The 21,870-nt window shown below is 63.8% G+C and carries 20 protein-coding genes and 2 pseudogenes; 11 read left to right on the top strand and 11 right to left on the bottom strand.

The genetic code is table 11. The annotated features are described in order from the left end of the window. Nucleotides 1-35: 35 nt before the first annotated feature. Complete coding sequence (locus K307_RS37245; RefSeq protein ID WP_230626310.1) at nt 36-947, bottom strand: alpha/beta fold hydrolase; 912 nt, start codon at nt 945-947, stop codon at nt 36-38. A gap of 10 nt (nt 948-957) precedes the next feature. Continuing rightward, the gene (locus K307_RS37240; RefSeq protein ID WP_042886104.1) at nt 958-2,196 is read right to left on the bottom strand and encodes an MFS transporter; all 1,239 of its coding nucleotides are present in this window, start codon (nt 2,194-2,196) and stop codon (nt 958-960) included. A 72-nt stretch (nt 2,197-2,268) separates the two neighbouring features. Here K307_RS37240 and K307_RS37235 point away from each other — a divergent pair, with 72 nt between their 5' ends. Further along, a complete protein-coding gene (locus K307_RS37235; RefSeq protein ID WP_042887922.1) occupies nt 2,269-4,284 on the top strand; it encodes a transcriptional regulator in 2,016 nt (671 codons plus the stop codon). Between the two features lie 40 nt (nt 4,285-4,324). On the opposite strand, the gene K307_RS37230 is transcribed toward K307_RS37235, so the two are convergent. After that, the gene (locus tag K307_RS37230) at nt 4,325-5,608 is read right to left on the bottom strand and encodes a citrate synthase (RefSeq protein WP_051975350.1); all 1,284 of its coding nucleotides are present in this window, start codon (nt 5,606-5,608) and stop codon (nt 4,325-4,327) included. A 95-nt stretch (nt 5,609-5,703) separates the two neighbouring features. Between K307_RS37230 and K307_RS37225 the strand changes: the two genes are divergently transcribed. The 6 genes and pseudogenes from K307_RS37225 (at nt 5,704) to K307_RS37205 (ending at nt 10,524) form a co-directional block, all read left to right on the top strand. Then, a complete protein-coding gene (locus K307_RS37225) occupies nt 5,704-6,729 on the top strand; it encodes a Bug family tripartite tricarboxylate transporter substrate binding protein (RefSeq protein ID WP_051975349.1) in 1,026 nt (341 codons plus the stop codon). Between the two features lie 17 nt (nt 6,730-6,746). Further along, nucleotides 6,747-7,145: pseudogene (locus K307_RS50090) on the top strand (cupin domain-containing protein); the annotation flags it as partial. After that, the gene (locus K307_RS37220) at nt 7,128-8,111 is read left to right on the top strand and encodes a PDR/VanB family oxidoreductase (RefSeq protein WP_051975487.1); all 984 of its coding nucleotides are present in this window, start codon (nt 7,128-7,130) and stop codon (nt 8,109-8,111) included. The pseudogene K307_RS50090 and the gene K307_RS37220, both read left to right, overlap by 18 nt. A gap of 260 nt (nt 8,112-8,371) precedes the next feature. Further along, nucleotides 8,372-9,367: a hypothetical protein gene (locus tag K307_RS37215; protein ID WP_051975348.1), complete on the top strand. Its 996-nt coding sequence runs from the start codon at nt 8,372-8,374 to the stop codon at nt 9,365-9,367. Between the two features lie 74 nt (nt 9,368-9,441). Further along, complete coding sequence (locus K307_RS37210) at nt 9,442-9,747, top strand: hypothetical protein (RefSeq protein WP_042886103.1); 306 nt, start codon at nt 9,442-9,444, stop codon at nt 9,745-9,747. 42 nt (nt 9,748-9,789) lie between these two features. Further along, nucleotides 9,790-10,524: a head GIN domain-containing protein gene (locus K307_RS37205; protein ID WP_196251640.1), complete on the top strand. Its 735-nt coding sequence runs from the start codon at nt 9,790-9,792 to the stop codon at nt 10,522-10,524. Between the two features lie 100 nt (nt 10,525-10,624). On the opposite strand, the gene phbB is transcribed toward K307_RS37205, so the two are convergent. The 3 genes from phbB to K307_RS37190 all read right to left on the bottom strand — a co-directional run bounded on the left by phbB (nt 10,625) and on the right by K307_RS37190 (nt 13,422). After that, nucleotides 10,625-11,368: an acetoacetyl-CoA reductase gene (gene phbB / locus K307_RS37200; protein ID WP_042886100.1), complete on the bottom strand. Its 744-nt coding sequence runs from the start codon at nt 11,366-11,368 to the stop codon at nt 10,625-10,627. 261 nt (nt 11,369-11,629) lie between these two features. Next, complete coding sequence (phaP3, locus tag K307_RS37195; RefSeq protein WP_042886099.1) at nt 11,630-12,184, bottom strand: TIGR01841 family phasin PhaP3; 555 nt, start codon at nt 12,182-12,184, stop codon at nt 11,630-11,632. Between the two features lie 365 nt (nt 12,185-12,549). Next, entirely contained in the window at nt 12,550-13,422 is an 873-nt protein-coding gene (locus tag K307_RS37190; RefSeq protein WP_196251639.1) for a LysR family transcriptional regulator, read from the bottom strand. Nucleotides 13,423-13,950: 528 nt separating this feature from the next. Here K307_RS37190 and K307_RS37185 point away from each other — a divergent pair. Next, a complete protein-coding gene (locus K307_RS37185) occupies nt 13,951-14,274 on the top strand; it encodes a hypothetical protein (RefSeq protein WP_042886098.1) in 324 nt (107 codons plus the stop codon). Nucleotides 14,275-14,332: 58 nt separating this feature from the next. Here K307_RS37185 and K307_RS37180 read toward each other — a convergent pair whose 3' ends face one another. From K307_RS37180 to K307_RS37170, 4 genes and pseudogenes are all read right to left on the bottom strand, one after another. Then, nucleotides 14,333-15,484 carry an ABC transporter substrate-binding protein gene (locus K307_RS37180; protein WP_042886097.1) on the bottom strand — a complete coding sequence of 384 codons (1,152 nt, stop codon included), beginning with the start codon at nt 15,482-15,484 and terminating at the stop codon, nt 14,333-14,335. Between the two features lie 9 nt (nt 15,485-15,493). Continuing rightward, nucleotides 15,494-16,810, bottom strand: coding sequence for a CitMHS family transporter (locus K307_RS37175; RefSeq protein WP_042887912.1), 1,317 nt, complete (start codon nt 16,808-16,810; stop codon nt 15,494-15,496). Nucleotides 16,811-16,830: 20 nt separating this feature from the next. Continuing rightward, nucleotides 16,831-17,080, bottom strand: a pseudogene (locus K307_RS50740) (hypothetical protein); the annotation flags it as partial. A gap of 72 nt (nt 17,081-17,152) precedes the next feature. Continuing rightward, a complete protein-coding gene (locus K307_RS37170) occupies nt 17,153-18,178 on the bottom strand; it encodes a ribonuclease Z (protein ID WP_042887911.1) in 1,026 nt (341 codons plus the stop codon). 412 nt (nt 18,179-18,590) lie between these two features. Between K307_RS37170 and K307_RS46985 the strand changes: the two genes are divergently transcribed. The 3 genes from K307_RS46985 to K307_RS37160 all read left to right on the top strand — a co-directional run bounded on the left by K307_RS46985 (nt 18,591) and on the right by K307_RS37160 (nt 20,554). Further along, entirely contained in the window at nt 18,591-18,806 is a 216-nt protein-coding gene (locus K307_RS46985) for a CDGSH iron-sulfur domain-containing protein (protein WP_080745447.1), read from the top strand. A gap of 54 nt (nt 18,807-18,860) precedes the next feature. Beyond that, the gene (locus K307_RS37165; RefSeq protein ID WP_042886096.1) at nt 18,861-19,964 is read left to right on the top strand and encodes a mandelate racemase/muconate lactonizing enzyme family protein; all 1,104 of its coding nucleotides are present in this window, start codon (nt 18,861-18,863) and stop codon (nt 19,962-19,964) included. Between the two features lie 107 nt (nt 19,965-20,071). Beyond that, nucleotides 20,072-20,554 carry a DUF4440 domain-containing protein gene (locus tag K307_RS37160; protein ID WP_042886095.1) on the top strand — a complete coding sequence of 161 codons (483 nt, stop codon included), beginning with the start codon at nt 20,072-20,074 and terminating at the stop codon, nt 20,552-20,554. A gap of 124 nt (nt 20,555-20,678) precedes the next feature. Here K307_RS37160 and K307_RS37155 read toward each other — a convergent pair whose 3' ends face one another. Next, nucleotides 20,679-21,845, bottom strand: coding sequence for an enolase C-terminal domain-like protein (locus tag K307_RS37155; RefSeq protein ID WP_042886094.1), 1,167 nt, complete (start codon nt 21,843-21,845; stop codon nt 20,679-20,681). Nucleotides 21,846-21,870 lie beyond the last annotated feature (25 nt).

Here is a 21,870-nt window from a genome sequence, read left to right as displayed (position 1 = left end):
CATCTCCACGCTTTCCGCCCGGGAGATCCGCATGCTCAGCACCGACAAGTCTGGTGGCGTTCGAGAAATTCCCCGATCACCTGATTTACCGTGTCAGGATGGGTAACAGGGCCCATGTGGCCAAGATCCTCAAATTCCACCAATTCAACTTGGGGCAGTGCTGTGGTAAGTAGCCGTGCCACCCCACGCGCTGACGGGGGCGAGCGCTTGCCCACCATGTAGAGCACCGGGACGTTCAGTGAACGGAATGCCTTCAGGGGTGTGGGCTCTGTGAACAGGGCATGGGCCCATCTGCGTACATTCGTCACCGATGCGGCAATTGGCGGTTTGCGTGGTTCGGGGGTTTGCTTCCAGGCTCCGGCTCCCATCCAATAGTCGATAAAGCGCTCGGCGGCGGCGTCATGGTTCCCTGCATCGAGGGCGGCGCCCGCGCCAGCGACTGTATTGCGGATGCCATCCGCCTCGTTCGGCGCGGGCGTCTCCGCATCGAGCAGGGCAAACAGCGTTGGCTCGTAGAGGGCCAGGGCGCGCACGCGGTCAGGATTCGCCAGGGCCGCGATGAGTGCGACGGCGGCTCCATATGAGTGGCCCACGAACGCCAGCGATGAGCCAGCCCTCCTGACCACCGGCTCGATGAGCGCCGCCTCCTCTCGCAGGTAAATGACCCGGTCCGAGGGCCAGTGTGGACCCTTGCCGGAATCATACGAATCCGGTGCAAGGACGTGGAACTTCGGTGCGAGGCGTTCCATCAGCGCACGCCATTGTCCGGAGTTGCTCGCATTCGAATGGATGCATACGACCCCGGGTCCGGCCCCCGCCTCGCGAAAGAACGGCTCATGCCGAGGCATGCCCGTTGGCAGCGCGGTATTCACGTTTTCCTCCGGTCGGGTAGCAACATCCAGAGTCTGCTGCGGCAGGAGCGAGGATGTCGAGAGAAATGGACGCATGGCTGTCTCCTCAGGAGGGTTGGCGCATTTGACTGGCAGCGACAGGTACGGGGCGAACCTCTCGGATCGGCAAGTGAAGGGCGGCGGCAAACAGACAAAGGGCGATGTCTGCCAGCCACATCCAGTCATAGCTTCGGGTTGCCTCGAAGGCCTTTCCGCCGAGCCAGGCGCCGAGGAAACCGCCGATCTGGTGCGAGAGCATGACGATGCCGAAGAGCGTGGCGAGGTAGCGTGCGCCCCGCAGTCTTGCGACCAGGCCGATGGTCGGCGGGACGGTCGACAGGTACGTGAAGCCGAGTCCGGCGGCGAACAGGGCGAAGGCCATCGGCGTCTTCGGGGCCAGGAAGAACGCGAGGATCAGCACCGCCCGCGCCAGGTAGAGGGAAGCCAGCGCGTATTTCATGGAGACCGTCTGGATGGCCTTGCCAATCGACAGGCTCCCCAGGATGTTGAACAGCCCGATGATGGACAGTGACCAGGCGCTGACTGTGGCGGGCATTCCACAAAGCGCCACCACGCCAGGCAGATGCGTCGAGATGAAAGCGACGTGGAATCCGCAGGCGAAGAAGCCGGCGTTGAGCAAGAGGAAGCCCGGATCGTGGAGCGCCCCGCGCAATGCCACGCCGATCGTGCACCCGCCGGCCACACCAGGAAGGGAGGGCGCTGGCGAAGGGCGCGTGACGACCATGATTGCCGGGACCGCGGCCAGTCCCGCCACGCCGAGGAGCACCATTGCCTGCTGCCAGCCGGCGGTCCCGATGAGCAACTGGGTGAGGGGCAGGATGGTGAACTGGCCGACCGAGCCGCCCGCATTGACGATGCCGCTCGCCACCGCGCGCTTCGCCTCGGGGATCAGGCGATTCGCTGCCGACATGAGCATTGCCGGGCCGATCGCGCCAGCGCCGGCGGCGCCCGCCACGCCGATCAGCAGCATGAGCATGAAGGCATTGTCCGAGATCGGCGTCGCTGCGATCGCGGCGGCAAAGAGGATTGCGCCTGCAATCATCACCCGACGCGGTCCCCAGCGGTCCGCGACAGCGCCGGCCACCGGCTGCGCCACGCCCCACATGAGCTGTGAGACGCCAAAGGCAAGGCTGACGGTGGCGTACCCGACGCCGGTATGGGAATTGAGTAAGCTGATGAAGAGCGGCTGCGCCTGGCGCAGGCCGAGCCCAAGCGCGAAGACTGCTCCCGCGGCGAGCGCGATGGTTAGATGACTGCGGCTGCGCACGTGCACGGTGGTGTCCATGACTGCTTCTCCTTTTCCGTCCGTTCCAGGTCGTCCCAGTCCCGATCTTTTGCCGCGCGCGTGGTAGGCGGCGTGGAAATTGCCGTGGAATCAGATCGGCCGCCCGAATCCGGCCTCCCTCCGGTGCAGATTCAGATGCTTGGGCCACTTCGCGTCCGGCAGCATGGCGTTGCCCTGTCGCTGCCGGCGTCGAGGAAGGTCCGCGCGCTCCTCGCTTATCTGGCGCTTGCGCCACGCCCGGTCTTGCGCAGCCATCTCTGCGAGTTGCTGTGGGAGGTGCCCAACGATCCACGCGGCGAGTTGCGCTGGTGCCTCAGCCGGATCAGGAGACTTGTCGACTCGGGCAAACGGCAGCGCCTGAAGACCAGCGGAGACACGATCTGGCTCGACCTGTCCGATGGCTTCGTCGATGCGCTCGAGATCGCGCATGCGCTCGAGGAAGGCGTCACGGCACTGAGCCCGGAGCGGCAGCGAAGCATTGCGATGCTGTTCGAAGGGGATTTCCTGGACGGTCTCGACCTTGCCCGCTGTCCGGTGTTCAGCGCGTGGCACACCGCGCAACGCCGGCGTTTCCGTGCTTGCCATACCGCGCTGCTGGAGCATCTCGCGAAGAGCGCTGCCGGCGAAGAGACGTTTGGGTATCTGGACAAGTGGCGCGAACTCGCGCCATTCGACCAGCATGTCCACGCGACCATTCTCGCCACGCTCGCCCGGCAAGGCCGCATTCGCGAAGGGGAGGAGCATGTGGCGGCGACCGCCAGGCTGTTCGAGGCCGAAGGCCTGGATAGCAGGCCGATCCGCAACGCCTGGCGGTCGGCCGTGACAGCGACGGTCGTCGGGTTCGAAGGCCGCGCAGAGGTCGCAGAGGTCGCCCAAGTCTCCGGGGTCGCCGCAGGGATTCCCCGGCACGGCTCCATCGCGGTCATGCCGTTCGTCGACCTTTCCACCGAGGTCCACGTCCGCGGCGGGGCGGCCGATGCGCTCGCGCACGATGTCATCACGCGGCTCGCCAAACTGCGCAGCCTGTTTGTCATCGCGCAAGGGACGGTGTTCGCACTGCACGAGCGGCACGTCGGCGCGGAAGAAGCTGGCCGGACCCTGGATGTCGACTACGTCGTGGGCGGATCGGTAAGCACGCGGAACGGGCGCCTCACGGTGACCGTCGAGCTCGCCGAGACGCGCAGCGCCCGGATCGTCTGGGGGGACACCTTCCACCATAAACTGGACGACGCCTTCCTCGTGCTGGAAGAGGTCGGCAACCGGATCGTCGCTTCCATCGCCAGCGAGATCGAGATCCTCGAGCGCAACCGCGCCATCCTCAAGCCGCCGAGCTCCCTCGATGCGTGGGAGGCATACCACTGCGGCCTGTGGCACATGTACCGGTATCGCAGGGCAGACAACGAGATGGCCCGCCATTTCTTCCAGACTGCGCTACGGCTCGATCCAACCTTCTCGCGTGCCTACGCCGGACTCTCCTTCACGCACTTCCAGGACGCGTTCCAGAACTGGGAGAAGCGCGGGCCGGAAATCGACAAGGCCTACGACGCCGCGGCGCAGGGCCTCATGGTCGACGACCGCGACCCTGCGGCGCACTGGGCGATGGGTCGTGCGCTCTGGCTACGGGGCCGCCCCGAAGAGTCCGTCGCCGAACTTGAGCAGTCCATCGATCTCAGCCCGAACTTCGCGTTGGGCCACTACAACCTTTCATTCGTCCGCTCGATCTCCGGCGACGCGCAGGCTGCCATCGTTTCTTCGGACCTCTCACGGCAGTTGAGTCCATTCGATCCCATGCTTTTCGGCATGCTCGCCACGCGAGCGATGGCGCTGGTCCGTCTCGGACAGTTCGAGGAAGCAGCCGGCTGGGCCGTCAAGGCAGCCGCGCGGCCCAATGCCTTTCCGCACATCCACGCGATTGCTGCCTGCTGTCTCGCGCTGGCTGACTCCCCGGAACAGGCGCGATCCCAAGCCGCTGCCATCCGCAAGATCGCCCCACGCTACAGCCTTGCCGAATTTCTGATGACTTTCCCGTTCGATCCCGAAGGCGAAGCCCTGTTCCGCGAAGGCGCCAGGCGCATTGGGATGGAGTGAGCGGCATACGCCGCTGTCCGGTCCACCGGTCATCCGCGCATCAAGCAGGTAGATCGGGCATGGTGGCGGCCAAAGGCACGGTATCCGCAGTACTAATGAACTTCGCGCGCGGCCGCAGCATGAACCCCTGCGTGCGCTGCTCGAGTGCGTGGGCGATCCAGCCGGCAGACCGGCTCAGGACCCAGAGCGCGGGCGCCCCGCTCGACGGCAGGCCGAGCACACGGGCCAGCACGGCCAGCGCCACGGCGATGCCCGGCAGGATCCCGTCCTCGCGCGCCAGCCGCAGGAATGCCAGCAAGTCTTGCACCTTGGGATCGGCCGAAGGAAGAGACGCGGCCAGCGTCAGCAGGAACTCGGCGCGCGGGTCGCCACGCGGGTAGAGCGGGTGGTTGAAGCCGAACAGCGTAGTGCCGCGGGTGCGCACCAGTGTGAGCATCTCGCTCTGGTTGCGGCGTGTCAGCGGCGTGAAGACCTTGTCGTCGATGCTCGCGGCCGAGGCCGCCATGGATGAACCCGCGTGGGCGCACAGCGCGGCGGCCACGCAGCAGAACAGGTCGCTGTTCGTGGACGCCGTGATTCGCGACACGAACGAAGCAGTGGCCAGTTCGTGATCGGCCAGTACGATCAGTGCCTGGTTGACCGCGGACCGGGCCTGCGCCGAAGTACTGCACCCGGAGGCGCGAAGCACCAGCGCGGCGATGGATTCGTCCGGCTTGCGTTCCACGAACCTGCCCGGCGTCGCCAGCCCGCCAAAGCATCCCGCCAGCGTCTGGATGATCAGGCGCGCGTCCTGACCGGAGGCGCCGCTCAGCTCGTCCTGCCCGCGGGCGTCCATGCCCAGCCACAGGACGGCGGTTGCCAGCACCTTGCTCAGATCCGCTGCATCCAGCGCCTTCAATTCCGTATTGAGCCGGCGTCGCACGTCGTCGGGCGTGTCGATGGCCGGCCATGCATCCATGGCCGGCTGCCAGCCACCGGTCAGCAGCAGATGGACGACTGCCTCGAACGATATGTCCCCCCTGGCCAGTTCGAAGGCGCTGCGGCCGCGGTACGTGGGCCCGCCCGCATCAATGCATGTGATGCCGGTACTGACGACCGGGGCACCCCAGCGCATCGAGCTGGCGGCCGCTTCGTCCCGCCGCGGCACGCCCCGGTGTCGCGCCGACAAGCGTTCCACGTCTTCGCGCAGATACAGGCTGTGCCGGCCATCCTGGCTGCGCACCCGGCGCAACAGGCCCCGGCTGACGTACGCGTAGAGCGTTGCAGGCTTGATGCCGAGTGCCGAGATGACGGCTTCGCGGTCCAGGTAGTCAGGGAAAGTCATGATGAGATTGATCGTAAGAATCAATATTGCGCAACATCACGACGAATCATAGAGTCAATCCACCGCTGTTGGAAACCAGATGCAGGAGACTCGCCATGCTTCGCTTCCCGGTGCCACGATCGTGGCCGCGCCTGCTGTTGCAGATGTTGATTGCTTGTGTTGCGCTGACCTGTGTCCTGCCACGCGACGCCAGTGCGGCAGGGGACAACGGCGGCTACCCGAACCGTCCCGTCACGATCGTGGTGCCGTTTCCCCCTGGCGGAAGTCCCGACCAGCTCGCGCGCATCCTGGCACAGCAGCTCGGCGTGCTGTGGAACCAGCCGGTAGTGGTCGAGAACCGGCCAGGCGCGGGCGGAAATATCGCTGCGGGCGTCGTGGTCCGGGCCAAGCCGGACGGCTATACGCTGCTGATGGGCACCGACGGGCCGCTGGCGATCAACCCGTCAATCTACGCACACATGCCTTATGACCCCCGGCGCGACTTTGCGCCGATAGGCCTGGCGGCCCACGTGGACTTCGTCCTGGTCGCGGACCCGGCCCTGCCCGTGCGCAATGTCGCGGAACTGCTGAAGCTCGCTCACAACCGGCAGCCAGCGATGACCTACGCTTCCAGCGGCGTCGGCAGCCAGCACCACCTGGGTATGGAACTGTTCCAGTCCGACGCTGGGGTGGAGCTGCGGCACGTGCCGTACAAGGGCGTATCGCCGGCGTTGGCCGACGTCATGGGCGGGCATGTGTCGGTCATGTTCGCCGCCATGCCGGCGGCGGCGGCGCTGGTGCGCAGCGGCAAGGTGCGTGCGATCGCCGTCACGGGGCCGAACCGCTCGCCGATGCTGGCGGAGATTCCCACCATCGGGGAATCGGGGATTGCCGGACTCAAGGCTTTTGAGTTGCGTGCGTGGTTTGGTCTCGTTGCCCCGGCTCGGACGCCAGCACCGCTGGTCGCACGCCTGAATGGCGACCTGAACAGGGTGCTGGGGATGACGGAAGTCCAGGCGACGCTCGCAAGGAATGGCTTTCGCGTGGAGCAAGGCTCATCCGGCAGCTTCGCGAGCTTCATCGAATCCGAGCGGCTGCGCTGGGCCAGGGTCGCGCAGTCCAGTGGCGTACATGCCGAATAACCCCCATCGAGGAAAACATGCGTCAAGACCAAGTCATGGAAGCATCGACATCGCATCAAGCATTCAACGACGGCAATGGCCGGGAGCCCGTCACCTGGCATGTTGACGACAGGCCATGGACGCCCCTGACTGGCCTGTTCATCCGGAAGGCGGGATACAAGACCGTGATCCCGCCGGAGTTCACCAACGATGCATACAGCATCGAGCTGACCACGGTGGGGCCGGGCGGATCGTCGCCAACACACGTCGAACCGTGGGCGCACGTGTTCTATGTGCTATCCGGCCGTGGCGAGGTGACGGTCGAGGATGAGGTCAGGGAAGTGCACGCCGGCTCCGTCAGCCCGATCTCGGCGGGGCAGCCGCACTCTTTCCGCACGCTCGGGGATGAGCCTCTGGAGATGCTTGTCATCTATCACCCGCCTCGCAAGCGAGTGCCACAGACCGAAAGACTCAGCGTCTGCGTGCGACAGCTCCGCCATGAGGCAGATGGCGTCATCAGCGTCGAGCTGACGTCGCCGGATGGCGCTGACCTGCCAGCCTATGAGCCCGGCGCCCACATTGACCTCTACTTGCCGAGCGGCATGGTGCGAAGCTATTCCCTCTGTGGGACCGCGCCGGGTCGCTACCAGATTGGCGTGCTGAAGGACCGTGCGAGCCGGGGAGGCTCCGTGTATGTGCACGAGCAACTGCGTGTTGGTGCTGCCATCGAGATCTCGCGCCCACGGAACAACTTTCCGTTGCAGGAGGGGGCGGCGCATTCCGTCTTTGTAGCGGGCGGCATCGGCATCACGCCGATCCTGGGCATGTTGCGCCGGCTGCGCCAGCTCGGCCGCTCCGCGGAGCTGATCTACGTTGCGCGTTCGCGCAAGGCGACCGCATTCGTTGCGGAGATTGAGGCCATCGGCGTGCCGGTCACCTGGCATTTCGATGACGAGCAGGGCGGACCGCCCGACCTGAAGGCGCTGCTGTCCGGGCGAAGCGCCGATACCCACTTCTATGCCTGTGGCCCCTCGCCCGTGCTCGATGCCTTCGTGTCGCACTGCGAGGCGCTGCACTATCAGCAAGTGCACATAGAGCGATTCGCGGCGGCAGGCAAGCCGGCCGCCGCAGATGCCAGGGCCGAGTTCCGGGTCGCGCTGGCGCGCACGGGAAAAACGCTGGATGTGCGCGCGGGCAATACCATCCTTGACACGCTGCTCGACGCTGGCGTGGCGGTCCCTCACGGATGCAAGGCGGGCAACTGCGGTGCATGCAAGACCACCGTGCTGCGCGGCACGCCAGACCATCGTGATGCAGTCCTGACGCAGGCAGAGCGCGCCGCCAACCTGATGACGGTGTGCGTATCGGGATGTCGAAGTGATGAACTGGTGCTCGACCTATGACCCATCCGCCCGTATGGCTGAAGCGTCTGACAGCGGCAGCTTTTCGATCGCCTTGTCCCTTGATCAGCGCGTTGGACATCACATCGACATGCCCGCCACACATGACATGCCAACTTGCGCCGGCAGGAGAAGGAGAGGACGCATTCTGACTCGACAATGCAGCGCTAAGTGTCGTACCGCACGCCCTCCGCAACAGGTACTTGTTGTACCCGGCGACTATCGACTAGCTTGAAAGCCTTGGGCCGCTTCGATGAGGAATCATGATGAAGAGGGTCATAAGGCGTCTGGCCACGATGGTTGCCGTGGGCTTCGCAGTGGGCCTGTTCGGCGTCAGCGGGGCGCGGGCCTCCGACATCGACTGTAAATCACCTGCGAGCGGATCCCCGGTCCGCTGCGAAGACCCGCGCGGCGTCGGGATGCGATGCACGCTGGCGACCGACGACCCCCGCCCGTCCGCGCGCAAGCATCACCTGATCTGCGGTTCCAGCAGGCTGTCAGAGCGCTACGAGCGCATCTACGCCGAGCAGCAGAGAATGCTGCGCAAGGGTACGATTCACGACTCGGACATCACGGCCTGGCGTGCCCGGCGCGATGCCTGCGACTCGGTACGCTGCCTGGAAGGCATGTTCGCCAGGTTCTGGCGGGAGCGCGACGCGATGCGAAATGCGCCGGCCCGGCCCGCCGCCCCGCCCCAGGCTGCTACGGCTATGTCAAGCCCGGCCACGCAGGAGCCGGCACCGACGACTACGCAGGGCGCGCAAGAACAGCCGGCGTCGACTGAGTCGCTTGCCATGCAGGCCAGGCCGGAACCCACCGAGCTCACTCGGCCGACCGAAGCCCCTACGTCAAGCCCGGCCACGCATGAGCCGGCACCGACGACTGCGCCGACGCAGAGCGTGCAAGAACAGCCGACGTCGACTGAGTCGCCTGCCATGCAGGTCGGAGCGGAACCCACCGAGTTCGCTCTGCTGACCGCGACCCCCGTTGAAACACCAGCTGCCATGCAAGCGGCGGCGCGCCCCATTGCAAAGGCCATGAACAGCAGTCCGGGCAAATCCCGTCCGGCCGCGCTTGCCCTGGAGAGCCTGTTTTCCGGGGTTGCCGTTTTGGGCATAGGCGCGGGTTTGCTGTGGACTCGGCGTAACGCTCGCGCAGGGGACCGGTCACGTTCCACCGTCCGGGCGGTCATGGTTATCGCCTATGTCCTGCTTTTTGTGAATGCACTGTTGCTGCCGTTCACGCTTGGTTTAGGGTAAAAGCGTGCGTCATGGGAAGGCCCTGGCGCGTTCGAGTCTGACTGAAGAAATCCATCCATCAAGGGAGAGTGAACATGCGCATGCTTCTCAACGTCCGAATACCTCACGAGCCATTCAATGCTTTTGTGCGCGATGGCACCATCGGTGACGTGATGGAAAGGATTCTGGCAGAGACGAAACCGGAGGCCGTCTACTTTACCGAGCAGAATGGAGGACGCGGAGCGATTCTCGTCGTCAACCTCGACGAACCCTCGCAGATTCCCGCATTCGCAGAACCCTGGTTCCTGATGTTCAATGCCGATTGCGAGTTTCGCGTGGTGATGGCGCCTGAGGATCTCAGGAAGGCAGGACTGGGAACACTTGGATCGAAGTGGCAATAGCGCGGCCGCGGCATGGCAGCACGCAACGGCGGACTAACCACCGTGAAGCAACTCGTCAAGTTGTGGGTTTCGATGTTTGCGGCTGTCTCCGGTATTGCGCAAGGCGACGGCACCGTGATCGTCAATGGCTCGAACGTTGTCGTGACAGGCGAGTCGGTCGCCATCATCAACGGCAAGGTCTACGGCGGCGCCGATATGGTGAAAGCGAAGGGTTCGGTCGTCAGCGAGCGCCGTTCGCTACCTGCGTTTCATGGCATTGACATGATGCTGAGTGCTGAGGCGACGTACCGGTTCGCTCCCGACCCAGGCATTACCATCTCGGCCCAGTCCGACATCATGTCGAAGATCAAAACGACCGTCGATGGCGGCAACCTGGTGATCGCCTCCGATGGCTCGTTTTCTTCGGACAAGCCAATCAGGCTGCTGGTCGAAGGACCGGAGCTGTCGCGCGCGGTCGTCTCCGGGTCGGGCAGGCTTGTGGCCAACGGCCTGCACGTCAATGCCGTCCTGCTCCAGGTGTCCGGTTCGGGCTCGATCGTAGCCGACGGCACTGCCAGCGAAGTCAAGGCTATGGTGTCGGGCTCAGGCAGTGTGGAACTGGCCAACCTGCGCGCGAAATCGCTTTCTGCTGACGTATCAGGAGCCGGGCTAGTCTCGGCATATGCCTCGGAATCCGCGGAAGTGGGGTTGAGTGGCGCCGGCAATGTTCGAGTTTCCGGCAATCCTCCCAGGCGATCGGTAGACCGAAGCGGTGCGGGATCCGTACGGTTCGAGTAGCCGCCATGCCCGGGAGCTGACTTTGCCTGGAGAGGCGGTGAAGACGCGCTCGGGCACGGTGGGTCTGGCCGCACGCAAGCGGTCAGCACTCGACTAGCATTTACTGCATGTGCTGCCCGCCATTGATGGCGATATTGGACCCGGTCACGTAGGCCGCTTCCTCCGAGCACAGGTAGGCCACCAGCGCTGCGACTTCTTCCGGTTTTCCGACGCGGCCGACCGGAATCTGCGGCAGGATCTTGGTCTCCATGATTTCCTTGGGCACGGCGTTGACCATCTTGGTGGCCAGGTAGCCCGGAGAGACGGTGTTGACCGTCACGCCCTTTCTTGCCACTTCCAGGGCCAGCGACTTGGTGAAGCCGTGCATCCCAGCCTTGGCGGCGGCATAGTTGGTCTGGCCGAAGGCGCCCTTGGATCCGTTGACCGACGAGATGTTGATGATGCGTCCCCAGCCGCGTTCGACCATGCCTTCGCAAAGCGGCTTGGTGAGATTGAATACCGAGTCGAGATTGGTCCGCATCACGGCATCCCAGTTCGGCTTGTCCATCTTCTTGAAGGCCATGTCGCGGGTAATGCCGGCGTTGTTCACCAGAATATCCACTCGGCCTACGTCAGCCAGGATTTGCGCAGCGCAAACCTGGCAGGCATCGTAGTCGGATACATCAACTTCGTAGGCACGCATCTCGCGGCCGGTGGCGGCCATCGCGGCAAGCCAGTCCTGAGCGTTCGCATTGCCCGGCGAGTGCGTCACCACCACGGCATAGCCTGCGTCGTGCAACTTGATGCTGATGGCTTCTCCCAGCCCGCCCATACCACCTGTTACTAGTGCGATTTTCTTCGTCATCCTGCTTGCTTTATTCTCGTAAAGTTAAAAGACCCCTGCCTTGCCGGGAAGGGCTCTTGCCCTGGTTGCCCAGAGCAAGTTCCCATTGCCCTCGCGCGCGAAGGGCGAGGGCGCCGGGCCGGATGGATCCGGTCCCGGTTTTTATGCTTATGCGGGAAGGTTGGCGTCGCGGTGCGGCAAGCCAGGAGGGTTGATGTCCCTGGCCTGCAAGCCTGCGATCTCCGTTCTGCGCGCTGGCCCGGCCTTGCCAGCGATACGCCGTTATTGCTTGGAAGCGCGGGCTGCCTGCTGTGCCGCGCCAGAGGCGGCTGCGGCCGTCGTGGCAAAGTTGGCCTTGGCGACTTCAGCCGTCTGCTTTGCCGCGTTCTGGATCGATTCATAGGTGCTGCTGGCGGCTGCTACGCTCGATTGCAGCAGCGCAGTGATCGCTTCAGATCCGGCCGGCGCGTTCTTCACGAAGGCGTCAACGAAGGCTTGAACATTACGGTTGTGCTGTTCGTACTGGGCCTCGACTGCCTTGCTCAGTTCCGCTTGCGTGTTCGATGCGATTTCGTAGACATTGCGTGCATAGGCAACAGCCTTCTCCGCGGCAGGCTGGGCCAGATTGCCCTGCACGGCGAACACTTCACGCAGGTCCTTTCCGGCCAGCACCGCTTTGGCATTGTCCTGGCCTTCGGCAAGCGTCGTCCTGACAGTCTGCAGGTTGAGCTCGGTCAACTTCTGGAAGCCTTCGAAAGCCATGTTCGTGAGCGTGAACAGATGGCCCAGATTGGCCTTTTGCACTGCAGCAAATTGATCAGGCATAAAAGGGGACATGCGTAATCTCCTGTGGATTGATCGACCGGGATTCATGCAAAAGTGCTGCAAATGCTTCCCGGTGAGGTACGGTTCCCGGATAGGCGGCGCCGCCAATCCTACGGCGCACCATCCGAGTGCGAATCCTAGAGTGTTTCTTCTAATTTGATCCCTAGGTATATACCCAAAAAGTATTGAAAGCCGGACAATAAAAGTGCTGCATAAGACATATAAATTACATATTCTTACGTAGAAATGTTGCGGTGCGAGGTGCATGTAGGGCGCACCTCGCTTTGGCAGGCCTGGCGCTCGGTCGCGTTTGGGGGCGTGCTTTCAGCCACCAGCAGGCGGTCGTGTTGATGGCGGGTTGACCTCAACTGGCCGAGCTACTGCCCTAAACGCTCCCGCAGGAACTCGATAAAGCGCTGCGTCTTCGCCGGCAGCAGACGGGTCTCGGTGATGGCATAGACGGGCATCGGCATGCCGTGCCATCCCGGCATGATGCGGCGCAGCTTCCCGCTGGCCAGTTCATCGGCGACGATTTCCTCCGGCATCAGGACAATGCCCATATCGAGCGTTGCCAGGCGGCGGCTCATGCCAACGCTGTTGAGCGTGAAGCGCCCACCCACCGACACCGTGGCGGTGCGCTTCCCGTCGCGCAGCGTCCACGAACCCGGCTTCAGGATGCTCAGGCACTCGTGCCGCTCCAGGTCGGCGGGCTTGTTTGGCTCGCCCGACCGTTCAAGGTAGCCGGGCGAGGCGTAGAGGTAAGGCGTGAGCGAGGCCAACGGGCGGGCGATCAGTTGCGAGCTTTCGGACTCCCCCATGCGGATCGCGACGTCGAAGGGTTCGCTGACCAGATCGACCCGTCGCGGAGTCAGGTCGAAATCGAAGGTGATGCCGGGATAGAGGCCGGCAAAATCGGCGATCAGGGGCGCCAGGTAGGTGACGGCGAAATCCACCGGCAACGAGGCGCGCAGCACGCCGCCGGGCTGGGCGAGCATTTCGCCGAGCTGCTCGTGTGCCAGGCGGGCTTCATCGACGATGCGCTTGCATCGCTCGAAGTAAATCTGGCCGGCCTCGGTCAATTCGATCTTGCGTGTCGTGCGATGCAGCAGGCGCAGCCCGATCGCCTTCTCCAATGCGCTGATCCGCCGCGACAGGGTGGAATTCGGCACTCCCATCGCCTCCGACGCGCTGCGAAAGCCCTTGGCTTTGACGACCTCCACGAACAAGGCCATGTCGTTCAGCAGTTCCACGCTCACTGCTCCATCAGTGGATCAATGTTCTCAAAATTACCATATTTATCCCACGCGAGAAGCGGGCGATGATGCTCCACCCAAATCAGAGGGAGCCATTCCATCATGAGCAAACTGTTCGATCCCGTCCGCGTCGGCCGCTACACGTACGGCAGCCACTTCCGGGCCTATGGCCTGCGTGGCGGGCCGCGCTGATCGACCACAACGCAGTCTCATCATGGCTTACGAGCGATTCTCTGGAGATACTGCTCATCTTGCTCATAGGGCTCGCAGAGAGTAATCCATGGCGCACTTTCGCCGGAGAGCGTTTGTCCAGGAAAGGGCGGCGCTCCGACCGGGTAAAGGGGGTAGCATAGGCATGCGCATGGGTGGCGCAGGCATTTCCGCAAGCTTCCCGTGTGCACCGCGGGCGTTTCCGAGGCGCCTGCCCGACGCTTTGTGTCGACGCGGGCAGTACTTTTGCCAACCAGGGCCTGTCAAACGACCGGGGAATCGCCGCAACACACTTGTTCACTACAGGAGCAACTCATGCGCAGAGTACTCACGATGACGCTTCTTGTCGTTGCCGCAACGGCTTCAGGCTTGAGCTATGGTCAGCAGAAGAAGGCCGACCCATACACCGATGGAGCCAAGGCCGGTAAAGCCGATCCCTATACCGATGGTGCAAAGTCCGGCAAGTTCGACCCGTACACCGACGGCGCCAAGCAATCCACGCAATCCACCCTGAATCCCACACAAGGAAAGGCCGACCCATATACGGACGGCGCCAAGGTTGGCAAGACCGATCCGTACACCGACGGCTCCAAGGCCGGCAAGGCGGATCCATACACGGATGGCGCGAAGTCCAAATAGCAGCCAGCCTCGTTGTCGCGCTGTGGTGTGGCACACCGCAGCGCGATCATGCGACTGGCTACCTCTGCCCCGTGGCGCCGCGCCAGCGCCGCACGAATTCGCGGTAGGCCGCGATGTCCAGATGTCGGGTCAGGTCGGCGTCGAGCGGGATCGGGCGCAGGCTGGGGCCGAGTTGCGCGGTCAGCCGGGCGGCAGTGGTTTCGCCGCCGACATCGCCGCGCACGGCGTACAGCCCGGCTCGCTCCGCCATCAGGGTCTGTCCGCGTCGCGACAGCGTGTAGTCCACCCACAAGCGGGCTGCATTTGGATGGCTCGCCCGCTGGCTGATCAACTGCAGGCGCGACAGCACCAGGGTGTAGTCGTTCAGGAAGGCGTAGCCGATGTCGGAATCCTTGCGCGCTTGCGCGACCGTGTAGGCGCCCAGCACGTTGTAGGCGATTACCATGCTTCCGGTTCCGACCTGGCGCAGCATCGCGGCGGTGATCGTCGCCAATTTGGCGCCAACCTTGCCGAGGCCTTCGGCCATGTCCCAGAAGGCTGGCCACACCCTGGCGTCCTGGGTGGCCAGCAGGAACCCCAGGCCTGACTTCTCGATGTCGTAGGTGATGACCTTGCCGCGCAGACGGGTTGCCTGCGCCGCCAGCAGCCTCTCGAACTCGGCATGCGTGCGCGGCACCTGGGCCGCGGGCAGCAGCTTCTTGTTGTAGGCGATCGCCACCGGCTCGAAACTGGTGGCCCAGGCACGATCCTGCCAGCGCGCCCAGGCGGGCAGGCCGGGCGCTTCGGGCGATTCGTAGACCATGGCATAGCCGCGGCCGACCAGGCTGGCCTGCAAATCCATCGCCGAACTCCACAACACATCCGCGGACTCGGTGCCAAGCTGCGTCTCGGCCAGATAGCGGTGGTACAGCTCGGTGCTGGTGAGGTCTTCATACTCGACCCGGACGCGTGGGTACATCGACTGGAAGTCGGCCAGCAGCGGATTGACCAGGTTGGCATCGGTGGTAGCGTAAATCACCAGACGCCCTTCGTCCTCGGCCGCGCGGACGATGCCGGCATACTCCGGCGCGTAGCCGGGCGGCGCCTTCGCACGGGGCGCGTAGTCCAGCAGCTCACTGGCTTCCTGCGCGGCCGAGATCAGGGGCAAGCCCAGCCCCAACCCCAGCAGGGCGCGTCGCCGGGCAAGAAATGGCGTGCGGTGGTTTCGCATGGCGATGCCTCAGGCCCGGCCGACGACCGGGATCACGCCGAAGACGATGCACGCGGCCAGCATCACAACCGCCGCCGACAGCGCCCACAGCAGGGTATAGCGCTGATGGTCGCCGAACTCGATCTCGCAGAGGCCAACCAGCAGGTAGGTAGACGCCACCAGTGGGCTGAGCAGGTGGACCTGCTGGCCGATCAGCGAGGCGCGGCCCAGTTCCGCGGCGGTGATGCCGTGCATGGCGCCGGCCTTGGCGAGGATCGGCAGGATGCCGAAGTAAAAGGCATCGTTGGAGATAAAGAAGGTGAACGGTACGCTCAGCACCGCGGTCACGATCGCGAGGTACGGTTCCAGCCAGTTCGGCAGACCGGCAATCACGCTCGCGGCGATGGCATCGACCATCTTGGTGCCCGACAGGATGCCGACGAAAATGCCGGCGGCGAAGATCAGCGAGACCACCGGCACGATATTGCCGGCATGCGCGGCCAGCCGGTCTTTCTGGTCCTGCATATTGGGATAGTTGACCATCAGCGCGATCGCGGACGCGACCATGAACAGCACTTGCAGCGGGATGGCGCCGTGGATGAGCAGCGCCATCAGGGCCACCGTCAGCGCGAAGTTGAACCACAGCAGCCTGGGCCGTGCGGTTCCCGGATCGCTGGCCGTGACCGGCGCCTGGGCGCCGTCGGCCAGCGTGGCGGCCTCCTGCAGCGTGAGCGCGCCGAGACGCTTTCTCTCGCGGCGTCCCAGCAAGGTCGCAACAAAGATGCCCCACAGGCCGGTTACCACCATCGGCAGGATCATCGGTACGAAAAGCTGGCCCACGTCCACGCCCAGTGAACTGGCCGCACGAGCCGTCGGCCCTCCCCATGGCAGGACGTTCATCAGCCCGCCGGCCATCATGATCACGCAGGCCAGTACCAGGCGGCTGAGGCCCAGCCGTGTGTACAGCGGCAGCATGGCGGCGCAGGTGATCATGTAAGTGGTCGAGCCGTCGCCATCGAGCGATACCACGGTCGCGAGCACGAAGGTGCCGACCACGATCCTGGTCGGATCGTTGCCGACCAGCCTGAGGATGACCCGCACCGCCGGGTCGAACAGGCCGGCATCGATCATGATGCCGAAGTAGAGGATGGCGAACATCAGCATCACACCGGTGGGTGCGAGCTTCTTGATACCTTCCAGCATCATCGGGCCCAGGCTGACGCCGAAGCCCGCGAGCAGCCCGAAGACGATGGGCACCAGCATCAGCGCGACCATGGCCGACAGGCGCTTGGTCATGATCAGCGCCATGAAGACGAGGATCATCGAGTAGGCGAGGGCAGTCAGCATGTCCGGACCTCCGGCGGTGCTCAGGCGACGAACCGGCAGGCTGAAGCCGCGCATGTCCATGTTGCGGCCGCGGTTCAGGTGGTCGTCGGCCTCGGCTGCGCAGCCGAGCATGCGCGGGTACAGGAAGATCGTGAAGGCGGCGGTCTCCAGCTCCCGCTCGCCGATCTGCCCGGCGGCCAACGGCTTCCACGGCATCTTCAGCAGAAGCGCTGCGATCACCGCGTCGATATTTACGCAGTATATGTTGCGTGAGACGCCTGCGTGGGACAGGTTTCATCGGGTGCCTGAGTTCCAGCACCATGATGGTCACGATCACCGCGAAGACCGCGTCTGAAAATGCAGTCAGCCGATCCGCGGTTCGCTCCCGCCCCAGGCATCCCGTACCTCGGCGGCCAGTGCGGTGGCACGGCCCTGGTAGCGTGGCGAGAAATGGAATGGCGTCACCGCGCGGGCACCCGCGCTGCGCGCGATCAGGCCCGCCTGGGTAGCGGTCAGGTGGTTCTTGCGCAGGCCGTGCGCGCTGTCGACATCCAGGAATACGCTCTCGATGAAGAGCTGGTCGACGCCTTGCATCAGGTGCGAAAGCGCTTGCACGTTCTCGCTCGTATAGCGCAGGTCGGTCACATAGCCGATGCGCCGGCCGGGCTGGACATCCAGGATCAGCCGGCTTAGCTCGCCGACCGTTCGCGTTACCGCGTGGTCGCCGCTCCTGTCCCGCCACTGCACGAGAATCGGCGCATCGCCGGCGGCGCCGGTCAGGACCGCATGCTTCAGTTCGCGCAGCCAGGCGCCGGTGGTCAAGCCGGATTCAGCCAGGCGCTCCTTGTTGATGCCGAGCCGGACCTTTTCCTCGACAAGGTAGGCCACGCATGGAATCCCATGATCGACAAAGCAGGCGCGTACCCGAAACGTAGTCTCGTCGTGCACGATATCGCCGGTCCTTTCGATGGGCGCCTCGGCCTCCCTGGCGAAGCCGTGACGGCTGGAAAAGCATGCGCGCCGCATCTGCCCGTCCAGTCCGAGTTCGATCGCTTCGACGACCAGTTCGATCGCGTAGCGATGCACCACGTTCCACGTATAGGCAAGCAGCTTGTGCTCGACCTGCGCCACGAATCCTGGCCCGCCGTACAGCACGATGCGCGGCTTGCGCCCGAGCAGCACGCGCAGCAGATGGTCGAAGCCAGAGAAATGATCCATGTGTGCATGCGTGATAAACACATGCGACAGGCGCATCAGCTCGCGCGGCATCAGCGTGGTGATGTCGCCCAGGTCGAATAGCAACGCGCGCCGTTCGTCCAGGAAGTCTACGAGCAGTCCCGGGTCGCCAAAGACATCGTTGACGAGGCGGGCTTGCAGCAAGGGACGCATGATCACTCGCGGTGCGGCAGTCACCGAGGCTCAGGTAAAGGTGCGTGCGCGTCCGGGCAGCCAGACATCGCCCGGATGGCTGGTGGTCGGCTAACGGTACTGGCCGGCTCTTCTCATCAAGGATAGAGAAGCCGCGCCATGCCTGTGGACGGTGACGAGACTTCCTCGGATGCCATCGCGATGCGATTGTGGCCCGTAAGTGACACCTGGACGGGGCAACCGTGGCGGAGTGCGTGAAGCTGACCGTCACCAGCCGCAAAAGTGCATTGCAAGGTACTGCCGCGCAAAGCACAAGTTCGACGCCGGTCTGCCAAAAACTGGAGTAAATTTAGAAAGACCGGCTCATACAAGGTTGCGCTGGCTACCTGCCAAAGGCGCCAGCGTCGCCGCCGCTCGGGAATTGGGGGGCATCATGGATGAAGACACCGTCGTCACGGTTACGGTACAGGACAATGGCCCCTATCGCATAAAGGGTCCCGTCAGGATTGTGACCCCGGCAGGCGCCACCTTTGCCTTCGAAGGGGATCAGGTCTGGTTATGCCGGTGTGGCCATTCTGAAAACAAGCCTTTCTGCGATGGCTCGCACAAGCGGCAGGGGTTTCTCAGCACGCCACAACCGAAGTCTTGAACTGCCTTCGATCGTGCCTCGCCGTGTAGCGGACATCGGTTCGGTGCCTGCGCCATGAAGATCGGAAACATCGAAGCCATCGTCCTGCGCATCCCGTTTACGGTGGGCGGTGTTTCCGCTGCCGGCGTGTGGGGCGGTGCCGGGATGCAGGTCGCCGATTCGCTGCTCGTCAAGGTGACTACAGACGATGGCCTGGTTGGCTGGGGGGAGACCTTCGGATTCGTTGGTATTTCGGCGGTCAAGGCTGCGATTGAACAGATGCTGGCGCCGGCCTGCATCGGCAGGGACGCGGCGCAGATCGAGGCCCTCGGCCTCGACCTCCAGCGCAGGTTCCATGTCTTCGGGCGCAGCGGCGCCATATTCTACGGCCTGTCGGCGCTCGATATCGCGCTGTGGGATATCTGCGGCAAAGCGGCCGGACTGCCCCTCCACCGGCTGCTCGGCGGTGCGCGTCGGGATCGCCTGCCGGCATATGCCAGTCTGATCCGGTATGCGGACCCGGAATCGATTGCGAACAACGTGAGGCGTGCCATTGAAGACGGCTACCGGAGCCTGAAACTGCACGAAGTCGATCTCACGGTGATCCGCGCCGCTCGCGATGCCGCGGGCCCGGACGTCGAGATCACGCTGGATACGAACTGTCCGTGGACACTCCATGAGGCAATCGGGATGGCGCGAGCGCTGGCGCCGTTGTCGCTACGATGGCTGGAAGAGCCCCTTTGGCCACCGGAAAACTTCAACGGGCTTGCCGCGCTGCGCCGGCAATGCGGTATCCCGATCGCCGCCGGAGAGAATGCCACCACGCTGATGGAGTTCCAGCAGATGCTCAGCGCGGGTGCCGTCGATATCCTGCAACCCAGCCCGGCGAAGATGGGCGGCATCAGCGCGCTGCGCAAGGTCTTTGCACTGGCCGAGGCGCACAACACCCAGGTGATGGTCCACACGTTCTACGATGGCCCGGGCCTGCTGGCCAGCATCCATGCCACGGCAGCGCTAGGGGACGCCGAGGCCATGATTGAATGGCGCTACTTCGATATGGAAGCGCAGGTGCTGGGCGATACCATCGTGCCGAAAGCCGGCGTGATCGCAGTCCCCGAAGGTCCGGGCCTGGGCATCGACCCGGATCCCGAGGTCATCCGGCGCTATCGCATTTCGTGACAAGGCTGCGCTGGAAGTCGTTTGTCGGAGATGGCTAACGCTTGCGGGATGTACCATACTTCAGGGCGTGTACCTTGGCTCTCAACCCCTGACCTGAGGAATTCGCCATGAAGCTATTTCGCATTGCTGTCCTGGCGTTCGTGCTCGCGGGATGCGCCATGAATCAGGGCACGCCTGGCAATACGCAGGCGTCGCGCACAGAACCCTGTAAAGCGACGTCTGAGCAAGAGATTGCGGCGTTGTTTGATCGATGGAATCAGTCCCTGCAGACAGGGGATCCACGCAAAGTGGTGGCCAACTATGCAGAACGGTCAATTCTTCTTCCGACGGTATCCAACAAGCCTCGCCTGACCGTCGCGGAGAAAGAGGACTATTTCCAGCACTTCCTGAAAGATGGTCCGTCCGGAAAGATTGACTCCCGCAGCATCGAACTGGGATGCAATTCTGCTGTGGATTCCGGGCTCTATACATTCACCTTTGCACGAACGGGAGCCGTTGTTAAGGCCCGCTATACCTACACCTATCGCTGGAATGGTTCGCAGTGGCTGATTACAAGTCATCACTCGTCGGCCATGCCAGAGAAGATGTAACTGAGGCGTACGCCTCAGTTCCTGAGGGCAGCGGTTCAAACTATTCATGCAAATAATCGCGGTGGCAGGGCGCTAAGTCGCATAGCGCAAGGCCTTCCGGCGCAACGGGATTTGACTTCACTTCCTAGAAGGCAAGGTCGGCGATCTTTCCGGCGAGACCCTCTTTCTCTTCCAGTCCAAAACCTGGCGCATCCGTCGGCTCCACATACCCGCCGCCAATCTTGCAGTTCTCGCCATAGCCGCCGAATGGCTGGAAAACACCGGGATAGGCTTCGCAGCCGCCCAGGCCGAGGGCCACCGCGATGTGCAGATTGATCAGATGTCCTCCGTGCGGGAACGCAAAGCGGCGGTCAAAGCCGTGTGCTTCGAGCACGGCGAGCATCTTCGCGTATTCGGTGATGCCATAGCTCAGGCCCGCATCCATCTGGAAGATGTCGCGCCCCGGCCGCAGGCCGGCAAACTGCACCAGGTTTTTCACATCCTGTGTCGAGAACAGGTTCTCACCGGTGGCCAATGGTCCGTCGTACTGTTCGGCGATGCGGCGGTTGAGGTCATAGTCGAGAGGATCTCCGACCTCTTCATACCAGCGCAGTTTCATCGGCGCGATCTCCCCGGCATACGCCAACGCCATCTCGAGGTCGAAGCGGCCGTTGGCGTCGACAGACAGGCGCTTGCCGTCGCCCGCGATGGCAAGGGCGGCTTCGATGCGTGCGATGTCCTCGGCAAGCGGGGCGCCGCCGATCTTCATCTTGAAGGCTTCGAAGCCCATTTCCTGGTAAGCCTTCAGTTCGGCTTTCAGGCGATCAAGGCTGGCGTCCGGATAGTAGTAGCCTCCCGCGGCATAGACCGCAGCGCGCTTGTCCGTGACGGTGCGGCCATAATGCCGGGCGATTGTCTGATAGGCGGGCTCGTCATTGAGCTTGGCGTTCAGGTCCCAGATGGCCAGTTCAATCGCTGCCGCGGCACTCGCGCGGTCGCCATGCCCGCCGGGCTTTTCATTGCGTAGCGCGGCAGCCAGCACCTGCGACGCATCAAATTGCTTGCCATCCGCTGTCAGCAACGTCTGCGGGGCGGCCGCCAAGACGCGAGGGATCATGCGCTCCCTCAGGATGCCCCCCTGGCCGAAACGCCCGATCGAGTTGAAGGCCACCCCGGTCACGGCCTTTCCGTTTCGGATGACATCTGATTGCACCGCCACCAGCGAGATGGTGTGCTCGGAGAAGTTGACCAGCGCGTTAGCGATATTGCCCGCGAGTGGCACGGTCGTTTCAAGAATACGGGTGATGCGCATGAGTACCTGTACTAGTGGCTTGAAG

Origin of the sequence: Cupriavidus necator A5-1 (assembly GCF_000744095.1) — a bacterium.
Lineage (GTDB): Bacteria > Pseudomonadota > Gammaproteobacteria > Burkholderiales > Burkholderiaceae > Cupriavidus > Cupriavidus necator_A.
The sequence above is the reverse complement of the archived record's forward strand: the minus strand, read 5'-3'. Positions and strand labels throughout refer to the sequence as shown.